The organism is Tepidimonas fonticaldi (assembly GCF_007556755.1).
Classification (GTDB): domain Bacteria; phylum Pseudomonadota; class Gammaproteobacteria; order Burkholderiales; family Burkholderiaceae_C; genus Tepidimonas; species Tepidimonas fonticaldi.
On record NZ_VJOO01000005.1, the window covers coordinates 140,631 to 154,751 of the forward strand.

At 69.4% G+C, this 14,121-nt stretch carries 10 protein-coding genes, 1 tRNA gene and 1 pseudogene; 6 read left to right on the plus strand and 6 right to left on the minus strand.

What is annotated here, in order from left to right; all coding sequences use genetic code 11:
• Positions 1-100: 100 nt before the first annotated feature.
• Genes Tfont_RS04625 through Tfont_RS14670 form a run of 3 tightly spaced genes read left to right on the plus strand, consistent with a single transcriptional unit; the run spans position 101 to position 6,445 of the window.
• Positions 101-3,652, plus strand: coding sequence for an EAL domain-containing protein (locus tag Tfont_RS04625; protein ID WP_143968562.1), 3,552 nt, complete (start codon positions 101-103; stop codon positions 3,650-3,652).
• Between the two features lie 56 nt (positions 3,653-3,708).
• Entirely contained in the window at positions 3,709-6,180 is a 2,472-nt protein-coding gene (gene dnaB, locus Tfont_RS04630; RefSeq protein WP_143968563.1) for a replicative DNA helicase, read from the plus strand.
• A 28-nt stretch (positions 6,181-6,208) separates the two neighbouring features.
• Positions 6,209-6,445 (plus strand): DUF2789 domain-containing protein, encoded by a 237-nt coding sequence (locus Tfont_RS14670; protein WP_260682263.1) that lies wholly within the window; start codon positions 6,209-6,211, stop codon positions 6,443-6,445.
• 84 nt (positions 6,446-6,529) lie between these two features.
• Here Tfont_RS14670 and Tfont_RS14675 read toward each other — a convergent pair.
• Positions 6,530-7,645, minus strand: a pseudogene (locus Tfont_RS14675) (diguanylate cyclase domain-containing protein); the annotation flags it as partial.
• A 30-nt stretch (positions 7,646-7,675) separates the two neighbouring features.
• A complete protein-coding gene (locus Tfont_RS04640) occupies positions 7,676-8,140 on the minus strand; it encodes a globin domain-containing protein (RefSeq protein WP_313906458.1) in 465 nt (154 codons plus the stop codon).
• On the opposite strand from Tfont_RS04640, the gene bktB reads away from it, so the two are divergent.
• The gene (bktB, locus tag Tfont_RS04645) at positions 8,043-9,227 is read left to right on the plus strand and encodes a beta-ketothiolase BktB (RefSeq protein ID WP_068609459.1); all 1,185 of its coding nucleotides are present in this window, start codon (positions 8,043-8,045) and stop codon (positions 9,225-9,227) included. The genes Tfont_RS04640 and bktB overlap by 98 nt on opposite strands.
• 30 nt (positions 9,228-9,257) lie before the next feature.
• On the opposite strand, the gene Tfont_RS14680 is transcribed toward bktB, so the two are convergent.
• Positions 9,258-9,392 (minus strand): hypothetical protein, encoded by a 135-nt coding sequence (locus tag Tfont_RS14680; RefSeq protein ID WP_260682259.1) that lies wholly within the window; start codon positions 9,390-9,392, stop codon positions 9,258-9,260.
• Positions 9,393-9,421: 29 nt separating this feature from the next.
• Positions 9,422-10,000, minus strand: a complete 579-nt coding sequence (locus Tfont_RS04650) for a LexA family protein (protein WP_068609461.1) — start codon at positions 9,998-10,000, stop codon at positions 9,422-9,424.
• A 146-nt stretch (positions 10,001-10,146) separates the two neighbouring features.
• Between Tfont_RS04650 and Tfont_RS04655 the strand changes: the two genes are divergently transcribed.
• Together Tfont_RS04655 and Tfont_RS04660 are read left to right on the plus strand one after the other, a co-directional pair.
• Entirely contained in the window at positions 10,147-11,565 is a 1,419-nt protein-coding gene (locus Tfont_RS04655) for a Rieske 2Fe-2S domain-containing protein (RefSeq protein ID WP_143968566.1), read from the plus strand.
• Between the two features lie 232 nt (positions 11,566-11,797).
• Positions 11,798-13,039 carry a glutamine synthetase family protein gene (locus Tfont_RS04660; protein WP_260682260.1) on the plus strand — a complete coding sequence of 414 codons (1,242 nt, stop codon included), beginning with the start codon at positions 11,798-11,800 and terminating at the stop codon, positions 13,037-13,039.
• A 54-nt stretch (positions 13,040-13,093) separates the two neighbouring features.
• Here the strand turns inward: Tfont_RS04660 and Tfont_RS04665 are convergent.
• Together Tfont_RS04665 and thiE are read right to left on the minus strand one after the other, a co-directional pair.
• Positions 13,094-13,169 (minus strand) — tRNA-Asn (locus Tfont_RS04665).
• A gap of 11 nt (positions 13,170-13,180) precedes the next feature.
• Positions 13,181-14,098, minus strand: coding sequence for a thiamine phosphate synthase (gene thiE, locus Tfont_RS04670; RefSeq protein WP_143968581.1), 918 nt, complete (start codon positions 14,096-14,098; stop codon positions 13,181-13,183).
• Between the last annotated feature and the right edge of the window lie 23 nt (positions 14,099-14,121).

The window sequence follows — 14,121 nt, forward strand, 5'->3', positions numbered from 1 at the left end:
CGCAAAGCGCCCATACGAACCGCTGGCAAGCGTACCACGGGGCCATGCCACGCACGGGGCCGCAGCGGACGAGCGCGTGCTATCGTTGCGGCATTGCACCATGGACCCGCTGCGCTCGCCGACCCCCTGGCTGCGCTTCCTGCTGATGCTGGGCGCGCTGATGTTGGCATGGCCCGCGCACGCGCAGACCCTGCGCGTGGGCCTGTACGAGAATGAGCCCAAGCTCTTCACCTCGCCGCACGGCGAGGCCAGCGGAATTTTCCCGGACCTGCTGCGGGCCATGGCGGCCCAGGAGGGGTGGACCCTGCAGTTCGTCCGCTGCGAATGGAGCGACTGCCTGGCGCAGTTGGAGCGCGGCGATCTGGATTTGATGCCCGACATGGCGCAAACCGATGAGCGGCTGCGGCGGTTTGCCTTCCACCAAACGCCGGCGTTGCAGAGCTGGTCACAGCTCTACCGGCGTCCGGGCTTGGCCGTCAATACGGTGCTGGACGTGCAGGGTCTGCGCATCGCGGTGCTGCGCGACAGTGTGCAGGAATCGACCTTGCGCGCGATGTTGAGCGGCTTCGGCATCCAGGCCGAGCTGGTGCCCGTCGCGTCGTTTGCCCAAGCCTTTCAAGCGGTGGCGGATGGGCGCGCGGATCTGGCCGCGGTCAATCACTTTTTTGGCGGCTACCAGTCGGGGCGGTATGGGCTGGTCATCACGCCGATCATGTGGAACCCGTCCAAGCTCTTCATCGCCGCGCCCAAAGGGCGCCACACGGCGGTGTTGGAGGCCATCGACCGGCGGCTGCGCGCTTGGCAGGCCGACGACCGATCGCCGTATTTCCAGGCGTTGCGGCGCTGGATCGGGCCACCCGCCGAGGCCGTGCTGCCCGACTGGGTGCCCAAGGCGCTGGCCGGTGCGGCAGCGCTGGGGGCGGGCCTGGGGGTGGCGGTGGTGTGGTTGCGCCGCCGGGTGCGCCGGGCGGTGGCCGACTTGCAGGCCGCGCACCACAACCTGCGGGCCACGCTGCAGGCGATTCCCGATACCCTGTGCGAAATCGATGCCGAGGGCCGTTGCACCGCGGTGCACGCCGTGTCCCCCGGTGCGGAGGCGGTGCTCGGGCCGCAGTGGGTGGGGCGCTTCGTGCAGGATCTGCTGCTCCCCGACACGGCGCTGGAGTTTTTGGGGGCGGTGCGGCAAGCCCTGGAGGCGGGCGTCAGCCATGGCCATGTGCTCGCCGTGCAGACGCCGACGGGCCCGCGTTGGTTCGAGCTGTCCGTTGCCCGCAAGGCATCGGACGCGGGCAACCCCACCGCGCTGGTGTTGGCGCGCGACATCACCGATCGCCGCAACGCCGAGATGCGGGTGCACCACGTCTCGCGCCTGTACGCGGCGCTGGGGCAGGCCAACGAGGCGGTCATCCGCGCCGCCCACGCCGACCGCATGATCGCCGGGGTGTGCGAGGCCGCCGTGGCGGTGGGTGGACTGGCGCTGGCGTGGGTGGGCTGGATCGACCGCAGCACGCAAACCGTGCGGCCACAGGCGTGGTACGGCCTGGGCCAGGAGGTGCTGCGCCATCTGGTCCTGCCCCTGCAAGCGCAGGACCCGTCGCAACCCGCCGGCCCGGTGGCGCATGCCGTGCAGACGGGGGCCCCCTACTGGTGCCAGGACTATCTGGCCGATCCGCGGCTCGCGCCCTGGCATGCCGTGGCCCAGGTGCACGGCTGGCGTTCGCTCGCAGCCATTCCCCTGCGCCGGGGCGACGGGGTGGAGGGCGTGCTGGTGCTCTACGCGCAGGCGATCAACGCCTTCGACGAGCAGACCCAGGTCTTGCTGCTGCGCATGGCCAGGGCGCTGGAATACGGGTTGGACAAGCTCGCGCGGGACGAGGAGCGCCGCCACCTGGTCGTGGAACTGCGCCGCAGCGAACAGCGCTACCGCCGCATCACCGAATCCATCCGGGACGTCATCTGGACCCTGGACCCGCAGACCATGCGCTTCACCTACGTCAGCCCCAGCGTCGAGCGGCTGCGCGGCTATACGCCGCAGGAGGTCATGGCGCAACCTTTCGATGCCGCGCTGCCGCCCGATGTGGCCAGCGAGCTGCGCGCGCAGATCCAGCGCGATCTGAGCGACTTTCGGGCGGGGCGCCTGCGCCCGGAGGACGTCGTGGTCCGCGAGCTGCCCCAGCCGCGCAAAGACGGCTCGCTGGTCTGGACGGAGGTGGTCGTCAACTACGTCGAAGATCCGCTGACCGGCGCGGTGGAGATCCATGGCGTCACGCGCGACATCAGCGAGCGCAAGGCCGCCCAGGCCCGCATCGAGCAACTCGCGCACTTCGACCAACTGACCGGCCTGCCCAACCGCACGCAGTTGCACCAATTGCTCGAGCAGCACCTGGCGCTGGCGCAGCGCAACGCGCACGCGCTGGCGGTGGTGTTCGTCGATCTGGATCACTTCAAGACCATCAACGACTCCTTGGGCCACGAGGCGGGCGACCAGCTCCTGGTCCAGGTGGCGCAGCGCTTGCAGGGGGTGTGCCGGTCATCGGACATCGCCAGCCGCATGGGTGGGGACGAGTTCGTCGTCATCCTCGCCGAAACCGACGCGGCCGGGGCCACCCACTTCGCCCAGCGCCTCATCGAGGCGATGCGCGCGCCCGTGCACGTGGCGCACAGCGAGATCAGCGTCGGGCTCTCCATTGGCGTCGCCCTGTTCCCGGACGATGGAACCGAGGCCGATGTGCTGCTGCGCAAAGCCGACGCGGCCATGTACCAGGCCAAGGCGGCAGGGCGCAACGATTTTCGTTTCTTCACGCCGGAGCTGCAGGCGCGATCCGATCGGCTGCTGGCGCTGTCCACGGCGCTGGCGCGCGCGGTGGAGCTGGAGCAAATGGTCGTGCATTACCAGCCGCTCGTGTCGCTGCGCACCGGCCGCGTGGTCGCGGCCGAGGCCCTGTTGCGCTGGCGCCACCCGGAGCTGGGCGATGTCTCGCCGGCGGAGTTCGTGCCGGTGGCCGAGAACACCGGACGCATTCTGGAGCTGGGTCGCTGGGTTCTGTCGACCGCGGCGCGGCAGGCCCGCCATTGGCGCATCCCTGGGGATGGATTGACGGTGGCGGTCAACATCTCCGCCGTGCAATTCCGGCACCGGGACTTCGTGGACACCGTCCGCGACGTTTTGCAGCGCGAGGGCTTACCCGCGCAGCGCCTGGAGCTGGAGCTGACCGAGTCCATCCCCATGGGCGAGCCCGCTGCGGCCGCCGCCATCCTGGCCCGGCTGGCCGAGCTGTCGGTGCGGGTGTCCATCGACGACTTCGGAACCGGCCATTCGTCGCTGGGCTATCTGAAAAAGCTGGGTTTCTACAAGCTCAAGATCGATCGCTCCTTCGTCACCGACATCGGGCGGGACCCGGACGACGAGGCCATCATCCGCGCCATCGTCCAGTTGGCGCAGACGCTGGGCATGCAGACCCTGGCCGAGGGGGTGGAGACATGGGAGCAGGCGCGCTTTTTGGCGCAGGCGGGCTGCGACCATCTGCAGGGCTGGCTGGTCAGTCCGGCCGTGCCCGCCGACGCCTTCGAGGCTTTCGTCGCCGCGCACGATCCGCGCGCCTTCCTCGAACGCCTAGGGGCGCCACCGCCGGGCGACGCCGTGCCCCGCTGACCGTATCGCCGGGCCCCCTGCCCGCGCCCGGCGGCGTGCTGCCACAATCCGGACCAATGAGCGACGAACTGTCTTACCCTCTGCCGACCGATCCGGTCGTGCCCCACTACGACGACCCGCAGCTCACCCAGTTGCGCGTGCCGCCGCACTCGCTGGAGGCCGAGTCCAGCGTGCTGGGCGGCCTGTTGCTGGACAACGGGGCCTGGGATCGTGTGGCGGATCTGGTGACCGAAACCGACTTTTACCGCCCCGAGCACCAGCGGGTGTTCGAGTCGATCGCCGCCTTGATCAACGCCAACAAGCCGGCCGACGTCATCACGGTGTACGAGCACTTGGCCAGCCTGGGCCGCGCCGACGACGTGGGGGGGCTGGCGTACCTGAACCAGCTGGCGCAGTTCGTGCCCAGCGCCGCCAACATCCGTCGCTACGCCGAGATCGTGCGCGAGCGCGCCATCCTGCGCAAGCTGATCGCCGCCAGCGACGACATCGCCTCGCAGGCGTTTGCGCCGCGCGGCAAGGCGGTGGCCACCATCCTGGACGAGGCCGAGCAGAAGATCCTGTCGATCGGCGAAGAAGGCAGCCGCATGAAGCAGGGCTTCCAGTCGATGGACAAGCTGGTGGTGGAGCTGCTCGACCGCGTGCAGGAGATGGCCGACAACCCCAACGACATCACCGGGGTCCCCACCGGCTTCATCGACCTGGACCGCATGACCGCCGGGCTGCAGCCGGGCGACCTGATCGTGCTGGCGGCGCGCCCCAGTATGGGCAAGGCGCAGCCGCTGGACGCCCGCGTGCGCACGCTCACCGGCTGGAAGCGCATGGGCGAGCTGCGCGTCGGCGACGCGCTGGCCTCGGTCGACGGGCGCCCGTCGATCGTGACCGGTATCTACCCGCAGGGGCGGCGCGCGCTGTACCGCGTCACGCTGTCGGATGGGCGCAGCACCGAATGCTGCGCCGAGCACCTGTGGCAGGTGCACTGCCGCCACTGGACCGGGCCGCGCGTGCTCAGCACCGCGGAGCTCATCGTGCTGCTCGGCAAGGCGCGCTACCGCAACCGCGTCTGGATCGAGCCGCACAGCGGCGAGTTCGGCCACCAGGAGCCGCTGCCGATCGACCCGTGGGTGCTCGGGGCGCTGCTGGGCGACGGCAACCTGACCGGCCGCGGGACGGTGCGCTTTGCCACCGCGTCGGACGAGATGCTGCAGCGCCTGGCCGAACGGCTGGGCGGGGAGCTCGCGCTCAGCGCCGCTTCGGCCGTGGACCACCGCATCGTGCGCCGCGGTGGTGCGCACACGGCCGGTCAGGCCGGCGTGCTGCCGAACCCGCTGCGCCAGGCGCTGGATGCGCTGGGGCTGACCGGCGTGTCGAGCGAGCACAAGTTCATCCCGCGTCCGTACCTCGAGGCGTCCCGCTCGGCGCGACTGGACCTGCTGCGCGGGTTGCTGGACACCGGCGGCTGGGTCGAGCGCTGGGGCAGCATCCGCTTCGCGACCGCCAGCCCCCAGCTGGCGCAGGACGTGGCCGAGCTGGTGCGCTCGCTGGGCGGCTGGTGCCGCGTGCATGTCCGCGCGACGACGTTTCGCGACGCGCAAGGGCAGGTCCACCCCGGCCGCCCGGCGCACGTGCTCAACATCGCCCACCCGCAGCCAGACCAGTTGCTGCTGCTGTCGGACAAACAGGCGCGGCTGCAACCCCAGCGGATGCGCCAGAAACGGCTCAACATCGTCGCCATCGAGCCGAGCCGCGAGGCCGAGTGCCAGTGCATCGCCGTCAGCCACCCGTCACGCCTGTACATCACCGACGGCGACATCGTCACCCACAACACCGCGTTTGCGATCAACATCGCCGAGCACGTGGCCCTCAACGAGGGGTTGCCGGTGGCGGTGTTTTCGATGGAAATGGGCGCGGCGCAGCTGGCGGTGCGGGTGGTCGGCTCCATCGGCCGCATCAACCAAGGGCATTTGCGCACCGGCAAGCTCACACCCGACGAGTGGCCGCGCCTGACCGAAGCGATCGAAAAGCTGCGCAACATCTCGCTCTACATCGACGAGACGCCGGGCCTGACGCCGTCCGAGCTGCGAGCCAACGCGCGCCGGCTGGCGCGCCAGTGCGGCAAGCTCGGATTGATCGTGGTGGACTATCTGCAGCTCATGAGCGGCACCAACAGCGACGGCGAAAACCGCGCGACCGAGCTGGGTGAAATCTCGCGCGGCCTGAAGATGTTGGCCAAGGAACTGCAGTGCCCGGTGATCGCGCTGTCGCAGCTCAACCGCGGGGTCGAGCAGCGCACCGACAAGCGGCCGATGATGTCCGATTTGCGCGAATCGGGTGCGATCGAGCAGGACGCGGATATCATCATGTTCATCTACCGCGACGAGTACTACACCAAGGACCAGTGCAAGGAACCGGGCGTGGCCGAGATCATCATCGGCAAGCAGCGCAACGGCCCCACGGGCACCGTCAAGCTGGCGTTCCTCAACGCGCTGACCCGCTTTGAGAACCTGGCGGGTTACGACAGCGGTTACTGAGGCGGTTGACAACGAAAGGATCGACGCGATGCAGCAGACGTTCCACCCCCTGAGTGAACTGTTCCGGCAGCTTGGCCTGCCCGACGATGCGGCCTCGATCGAGGCTTTCGTGCAGACGCACGCACCGTTGCCGGCTGGCGTCGCGCTGGCCGATGCGCCTTGGTGGACCCCGGCGCAGGCACGGTTTCTGCGTGAGGCGGTGTGCGAGGACGCCGACTGGGCCGGGGTGGTCGAGCAGCTCGACGCTGCCTTGCGCCGCGGCTGAGGCGTCAGCCGCGGTGCCGGCGGGCGGGGGGCGGGGGGCGGGTGTGGGCGCTTCACGGCCGTACCAGCGCAGGGTCAGCTGACCCTTGCCGGCGTCCTTGGCGCGGTACATCAGCCAGTCGGCCTGCGCCAGCAGGTCCGCCACGGCGTGGTGACCGCGGAACATCAGCACCCCGACGCTGGCGGACGGCGTGATCGCCGGGCGGTCGTGCAGTGGGGTGCCCAGCGTGCGCACGAGTGTACGCGCCACCCGTTGCGCTACCCGGCGCGCCGCAGCGGCGTTCTCGCCCAGGTCAGGCAGCAAGGCGACAAACTCGTCGCCGGCCAACCGCCCCAGGGGGTCCGTCTCGCGCACGCTGGCGCGCAAACGCTGCGCCACCACGGTCAGCACCTGGTCGCCGACGCCGTGGCCGTGGTGATCGTTGACCCGTTTGAAATCGTCCAGGTCGATGAACAGCAGTGCGCACCACGACGGCTCGCGTGCCTGGCGCAGCAGTGTTTGCTCGATGCGGTCCAGCAGCAGCCGGCGGTTGGGCAGCCCGGTCAACGCGTCGTAGAACGCCAGCTCGCTCAGCTCGGCCTCGCGCAGGGTCCCCGGTGGCAGCAGGTCGCGCTGGTTGCGGCCGACGATGGCGTCCGGCGGCACCAGCAGCAACTCCGGCCGGGGAGCGTGCACGTGGTGGAAGGTGCCCTCGCGGTCGACTTCGAACATCAGGTCCGGCAGGGCGCGCAGCGTCGCCGTCAGATCCGCCCGCACCTCGCGCAAGGTTTGTTCGGTGCGCTTGCGCGCGGTGATGTCCATCGCCACGCCCATGTAGCCGGCGAAACATCCATGGTCGTCGCAGCGTGGCATGCCGCTGATGGCAAACCACCGCAACGACTCACCGGGGCGGTGCCAGCCGAGTTCCAGCCCCGCAAACGGCCGCTGTGAGCACAGCACCCGCCGGTGGCGGCGCCACTGACCAAGGCCTGGCTCGAACAAGGGACTGTCCCACGGCGCCACGCCCAGCGCCCGCTCCAGGCCGGACGGCAACGGCTGGCCGTCGATTCGTGCCATGCGCACGAGGCGCAACTGCGCGTCCATTGTCCAGACCCAGTCGGCGGCCAGCGCCAGCAGCGCCTCGGGTGGCGCCGGCCAAGGCCACGCCGCACCTGCCGTCTCGGAAGTCGGTGAAGCTGGCAGTAGCGGTTGACGGTGCATGAGGGCAGCAGGTCAAATCCGATAAAAAAGCTATGCTATAAATTCGGGTTGACCTTGGCCATCCCCCATTTTGGGGATGGTGTCGCTCAGGCTGTTGCCGGCGTGACGTTGACCATGTGGTCGGCCAGTTTGCAGCGCATCGGCCAGCGCCAGGCGCGTGCATAGGCGCGGGTGGCCGTGCTTCTGCGCATACAGCGGCGGGCCGCCCAGCCAGCCGGAGAGAAACTCGAACAGATTCTGGCGTGCGTCGCCCCGCTGTGCCGGGTGACGCTTTGGAGGCCTTTGTCGCCACGCACGATCCGCGCGCTTTTCTCGAACGTCTGGGGGTGCCACCGTCAGGCAGCTATGATGTCCAGTGGCGCATCGCCCCCTGTTTTGATTTATCGGAGACCCCGTCATGACCCGTGAAGTTGTCGTCGTCAGCGCCGTGCGCACCGCCATCGGCACCTTTGGCGGCAGCCTGAAAGACGTGCCCCCCACCGAGCTGGGGGCCATCGTGGTGCGCGAGGCCTTGGCCCGTGCCCAGACGCCGGGGCAGGACGTCGGCCATGTGGTCTTTGGTCACGTCGTCAACACCGAGCCGAAGGACATGTATCTGTCCCGTGTGGCAGCCCTCCAGGGCGGCTGTGCCGAGGGCACGCCCGCGTTCAACGTCAACCGCCTGTGCGGCTCGGGTCTGCAGGCCATCGTGTCGGCGGCGCAGTCGATTCTGCTGGGTGACTGCGACATCGCCATCGGCGGTGGCGCCGAAAACATGAGCCGTGCCCCCTTTGCCAGCCTGAACACGCGCTGGGGTGCCCGCATGGGGGACACCAAACTGGTGGACATGATGGTGGGTGCGTTGCACGATCCTTTCCACAACATCCACATGGGCGTGACGGCGGAGAACATTGCCGCCAAATGGGGCATCACCCGCGAGGACCAGGACCGTCTGGCGCTGGAAAGCCACCAACGCGCCCAGCGGGCGACCGAGGCGGGTTACTTCAAGGACCAGATCATCCCCGTGACGATCAAGACCCGCAAGGGCGAAGTAGCCTATGCGACCGACGAGCACTTCCGTCCCAACGCAACGATGGAAGAACTGGCCAAGCTCAAGCCCGTTTTCCTGAAAGAAAACGGCACGGTGACGGCCGGCAACGCTTCCGGCATCAACGATGCGGCGGCGGCCGTGCTGCTGATGGACGCCCGCACGGCGCAGGCCCGCGGCCTGAAGCCCATGGCGCGGCTGGTGACCTATGCGCACGCCGGGGTGGACCCCAAATATATGGGTATTGGCCCGGTGCCGGCGTCGCGCCTGGCGCTGCAAAAGGCGGGCCTGAGCGTCAACGATCTGGACGTCATCGAGGCCAACGAGGCCTTTGCCGCTCAGGCCTGTGCCGTCACGCGCGACCTGGGGCTGGATCCGGCCAAGGTCAATCCCAACGGTTCCGGCATCTCGCTGGGTCACCCGATCGGGGCGACCGGTGCGCTCATCACCGTCAAGGCCTTGCACGAACTGCAGCGCATCAACGGCCGCTATGCCCTCGTGACCATGTGCATCGGCGGCGGACAAGGCATCGCCGCGATTTTCGAGCGGGTCTGACGCTGCGCCCACCGGTGGCGATCCCGGGCGTCAGTCGAGTTCGTACACCGACACCCGAGACGCCATCGCGATCGCGTTGAGGCGGCACACGTCACGGGCCGAGGTGGCGCGGTTGAGCGCGCCCCCTTTGCCGGTGAGCTTGCGGATCCAGGCTTTGAGGCTCATGTCGCATCGTCTCCGTCTGGGGTAGTGGGTCAGTCGTGGCGCCGGAACACTCCGACCACCACCCCCAGCACCTCGAGCGACTGGTGCGCGATGATGTCGGGGTAGTCGGGGTTGGCGGGCTTGAGCACCCAGCCCGCGGCGCCCTTGAGCGGGTACAGGTGCTTGACGGTCAGCTCGTTGTCCACCACCGCCACCACGATGTCGCCGGGCTTTGTGGGGCGGTTGCGCTCGACCACCAGCATGTCGCCGTCGAGCATGCCCGCGTCCTTCATGGAGTCGCCCCGGACGCGGCAGAACACCGTGCGCTCCGGGTGGCGAATCAGATAGTCCTCCACCCCCACGCTCTCCAGGCCGGCGGATTGGTCTTCCGGCTGTGGCAGCCCGGCCCGCACTTGGCCCAGCACCGGCAACGCAAAAAACTGGCGTGTCGGGGCGATGCGGCCATCCACCCGCTCCAGGTAGCCGGCGTCCACCAGCCGGCCGATCACCTTGAACACGCCGCCCGACGACGACAGCCCGAGCACGTCGGCCAGCCGCGCCATGGAGGGGAAGGCCTTGTGCGCCTTCCAGTACACCCGCAGGGCGTTGAGGTGTTGATCGTCCGACATGGCAAGAACCGATACTCGAGTGAATGAATGTTCACCATTGTGAGTGAATCGTGGGTGGCTGTCAACGGCGCGCGCCATCGGCCATGGACAGCGCGGGAGGAGCGCGCTATATCTGCCACGTCGCGTGTGCAGGAGGCGCATTGCCCATGAAGGCCGAGCAGAACGAACGTCTGACCCGGATCGGGCCGGGAACGCCCTGCGGAGCACTGTTGCGCCGCTACTGGCAGCCGGTGGCCTTGGCGGAGGAGTTCGACCCCGCCCTCGATTCCCGCATGGCCGAGCGCCCGCTGAAGGCCGTGCGCGTGCTGGGGCAGGACATGATTCTGTTCCGCGACGACCTCGGGCGCTGGGGCCTGTTGGATCGGGACTGCCCGCACCGCAATGCCGATTTGGCCTTTGCCCGGCACGAGGGGGATGGCGTGCGCTGTCCCTTCCATGGCTGGAAGTTCGACGCCACCGGCCGCTGTCTGGAGACGCCGGCAGAGCCGCTGGGCAGCACGCTGTGCGACCGGGTGCGACAGCGCAGCTACCCGGTCGTCGAGCGCAGCGGGGTGCTGTTTGCGTGGCTGTGGGAGGAGGGGCGCTCGCCCCCACCGCTGCCGCGGCTGGACTGTTGGGTGGCGCCCGATACCCATGTGTTTGCCTTCAAGGGCTTGTGGCACTGCAATTGGCTGCAGGCCTTCGAGGTGGGCATCGATCCGGCGCACACGTCGTTTTTGCACCGCTTCTTGAACGATGCGCCTCTGGAGGCCATCGGGGATAACGCGGCGGGCAAGCAGTTCCGCAGCGCCAGCCTGGGCGAGGCCGACGGCCAGCGCTGGCCCATGACGCGCATCATGCGCGAGTTCCACCGCCCCGACATCCGCTTCGAGCCGCGCCCGTGGGGCTTTCAGCTCACCACGCTGCGGGCCATGACCGAGGCGCTCACCCATGTTCGGGTGACGCACGACGTTTTTCCGCACACCTTCGTCATCCCGCTGTCCGAGACGCTCACCATCACCCAGATGCATGTGCCCGTGGACGACACGCGCACCTACTGGTATGCGTTTTTCACCAGCTTCGACAAGCCGGTGGACAAGGTGGCCATGCGCGCCCAGCGGGCGCAGTTCATCGAACCGCCGCACTACCTGCCCAAGGCTGGGCGCCACAACCAGTGGGGGTTCGACCCGCGGGAGCAGCGCGAACGCACCTACCTTGGGATGGGGGAAGAGGACATCAACGTCCACGACCAATGGGCGGTCGAGAGCATGGGCCCGATTCAGGACCGCACCCGGGAGCATTTGGGCACGACGGACAAGGTCATCATGGCGCACCGGCGTCTGCTGCTGCAGGCCATCGACACCGTGCAGGCCGGGGGAGAGGCCCCCGGGGTGGCGGATGCGACGCTGCACGATCAGATCGCCGGGCCCGATACGGTGGACGGCATCGCCCCGGCCGGTGACTGGGTCGGCTGGTGGCAGCAGCAGGCCCAGGACAAGCGGCGACGTGCGCCGTGGCTGTCGCAGCGGCGGGCAGACCCAATGGCCGGCCATCCGTCCGACCGTCGCGCGGCCACGGCGGCATGAGCGATTTCGCCCTCCGCGGCGGCGAGCACTCGCCCGAGCGGCAGCGCGCTGCCGAGGCGGTGCTGGCCGCCATCGAGTCCGGCGGGTTGGATCTGGTGCGGGTGGCATGGTGCGACATTCACGGCATCACCCGCGCCAAGGCCCTGACGCCGGCGGCCGTTCGCGCCGCCTTGCACGGCGGGGTCGGCATGGTATCCACGCTGCTGCTCAAGGACACGTCGGACCGCACGGCGTGGCCGGTTTTCCAGCCCGGGGGGCAGCCGATCTGCCCGGCTTCGGGCAAGCCAACAATGTGGTGCTGCTGCCCGATCCGGCCAGTTTCCGGGTGCTGCCGTGGCGGCCCTCCACCGGCTGGCTGCGCGCGCAGGCGTGGTTTGCCGACGGCCGGCCCGTCCCCTTCGACAGCCGCCGCCTGTTGCAGCGCGCCTTGCAGCGCCTGGCCGCGCGGGGCTATGGCCTGCGCTGCGGGCTGGAGGTCGAGTTCCACATCTACCGCATCGTGGACGACGGCGCGCAGACCGACCCGCGGTGCGCCGCCTGGCCGGGCGAGCCCCCGGCGGTGCGCATGATCCACCCGGGCTACCAGTTGCTCTCCGAGGCTTGGCTGGACCAGGCCGACGCCGCCCTGCGCATCGTGCGCCAGACGGCGCAGGGCTTGGGCCTGCCGCTGTCGTCGCTGGAGGCCGAGATGGGCCCCAGCCAGGTGGAGGCGGTGTTCGACGTCACCGATGCGTTGACGGCGGCGGACAACATGGTGCTGTTTCGCAACGCGGTGCGCATGGCGCTGCGCGAGGCGGGCTACCACGCCACGTTCATGTGCCGGCCGCCGTTTGCCCAAATCATGTCCAGCGGGTGGCATTTGCACCAGTCGCTGGTCGATCTGGCCACTGGTGCCAACGCCATGTGCCGCGCGGCGCCTGCGCCCGATTGCGCCCCCAGCGACGCGCGCAGCGTGTTGTCCGACGCCGGCGCGCACTATCTGGCCGGCCTGCTGGCGCATGCGCGCGGCATGGCCGTTTTCTGCACCCCCACGGCCAATGGCTACGGGCGCTTTCGCCCGCATGCGCTGGCCCCGCAGTCGGTGCAGTGGGGGCGCGACAACCGCGGCGCCATGCTGCGCGTCATCGGTGGTTGCGGCGATGCGGCCACCCGGATCGAAAACCGCATCGGCGAGCCGGCGGCCAATCCCTACCTGTACCTGGCCGCGCAGATCGAAGCCGGACTGGACGGCCTGGAGCGGGGGCTGATGCCGCCGCCTGCCACCGAGGACCCGTACGGCTCGACCGCCACCCCTTTGCCGACCAGCCTGGGTGAGGCGCTCGACGCCCTGGACCAGGACACGGCGCTGGCCGAGCGGCTGGGCCACGACTGGGTGGCCTACATTCGCCAGATCAAGGGGCTGGAGTGGCAGCGCTACACCGCGGCCGAGGACCGCGAGGCCTTCGAGCGGCGGGAGTATTTCAGTCGGTTGTGAGCGGCAGGGAAAAGCAAAAAGCCCGCGCGAAGCGGGCTAAGTCATTGATTTTGCTGGCTCCCCGACCTGGGCTCGAACCAGGGACCTACGGATTAACAGTCCGGCGCTCTACCGACTGAGCTATCGGGGAACAAGCTTCCATTATAACCCTTCGCCGGCCCTTTGCTCTTGCGTGCCAGTCTGCAGGCGGGCCCAGGTGTGCATCAGGGTGGCCGCCGCTGCCTCGGGGTCCTCTGCGCCGGTGATGGCCCGCACCACGGCGAACGACCCCACCCCGCTGGCTGCGATGGCGGGCAACTCGGCCAGGCCGATGCCGCCGATGGCGACCGTGGGCACGTCGCGCGCCACGCGGGCGTAATGCGCCAGCCGTTGCGGCCCCTGCGGGGCGGTGGGCATGACTTTGAGTGTGGTGGGGAACACGGCCCCCAGCGCCAGGTAGCTGGGCCCCACGCGCCAGGCACGCGCCATTTCGGCGTAGCCGTGGGTGCTGAGCCCCAGGCGCAGCCCGCTGTCGCGCAGGCGGGCCAGATCGTCCGTCGTCAGGGTGTCCAGATCCTCTTGCCCCAGGTGGACGCCATAGGCGCCGGCGTCGATGGCGTCGCGCCAGTGGTCGTTGATGAACAGCCGCGCGGGTGTGTCGCGCACGGCGGCGACGGCGGCGCGCACTTCGTGGGCGATGCGTTCGGGATCGGGGTGTTTGAAGCGCAGTTGCAGGGTGGGCACCCCGGCACGCGCCATGCGGGCCACCCAGGCCGCGTCCGGCAACACGGCGTACAGCCCCAGCCGATGGGGGCAGGGGGCAAAGCGGGCCGCGGGCGGGTCGAACCCGAAATCCGCCGGATCGTCCGGCCAGTCGGCGGGGTCGAACGGGCGGTGGGCGCTGCGCCGGGCCCAGGCCTGCGCCACGCACTGCGCATCCCCATCCACGAAGCCGAGGCGACGCGCCGCGGCATAGGCGACGGCCTGCACGGTGCCATCGGCGGGGGTGGCAGTGGGGTCGGCGTCGCGCTCGATCCGCAGCGCACGGTGGTGCTGCACGATGGCGTCCACCGCGGACAGGGGGGCGTCGAGGACAGCGGGGG

Excerpts from the sequence above, each read along its gene's own strand:
- Tfont_RS04625 (WP_143968562.1), top strand. The coding sequence starts at position 101 with ATGGACCCGCTGCGCTCGCCGACCCCCTGGCTGCGCTTCCTGCTGATG.
- Tfont_RS14680 (WP_260682259.1), bottom strand. The coding sequence starts at position 9,392 with ATGAGCCTCAAAGCCTGGATCCGCAAGCTCACCGGCAAAGGGGGCGCG.
- Tfont_RS14670 (WP_260682263.1), top strand. The coding sequence starts at position 6,209 with ATGCAGCAGACGTTCCACCCCCTGAGTGAACTGTTCCGGCAGCTTGGC.
- Tfont_RS04640 (WP_313906458.1), bottom strand. The coding sequence starts at position 8,140 with ATGGCCCCCAGCTCGGTGGGGGGCACGTCTTTCAGGCTGCCGCCAAAG.
- Tfont_RS04655 (WP_143968566.1), top strand. The coding sequence starts at position 10,147 with ATGAAGGCCGAGCAGAACGAACGTCTGACCCGGATCGGGCCGGGAACG.
- bktB (WP_068609459.1), top strand. The coding sequence starts at position 8,043 with ATGACCCGTGAAGTTGTCGTCGTCAGCGCCGTGCGCACCGCCATCGGC.
- dnaB (WP_143968563.1), top strand. The coding sequence starts at position 3,709 with ATGAGCGACGAACTGTCTTACCCTCTGCCGACCGATCCGGTCGTGCCC.
- Tfont_RS04650 (WP_068609461.1), bottom strand. The coding sequence starts at position 10,000 with ATGTCGGACGATCAACACCTCAACGCCCTGCGGGTGTACTGGAAGGCG.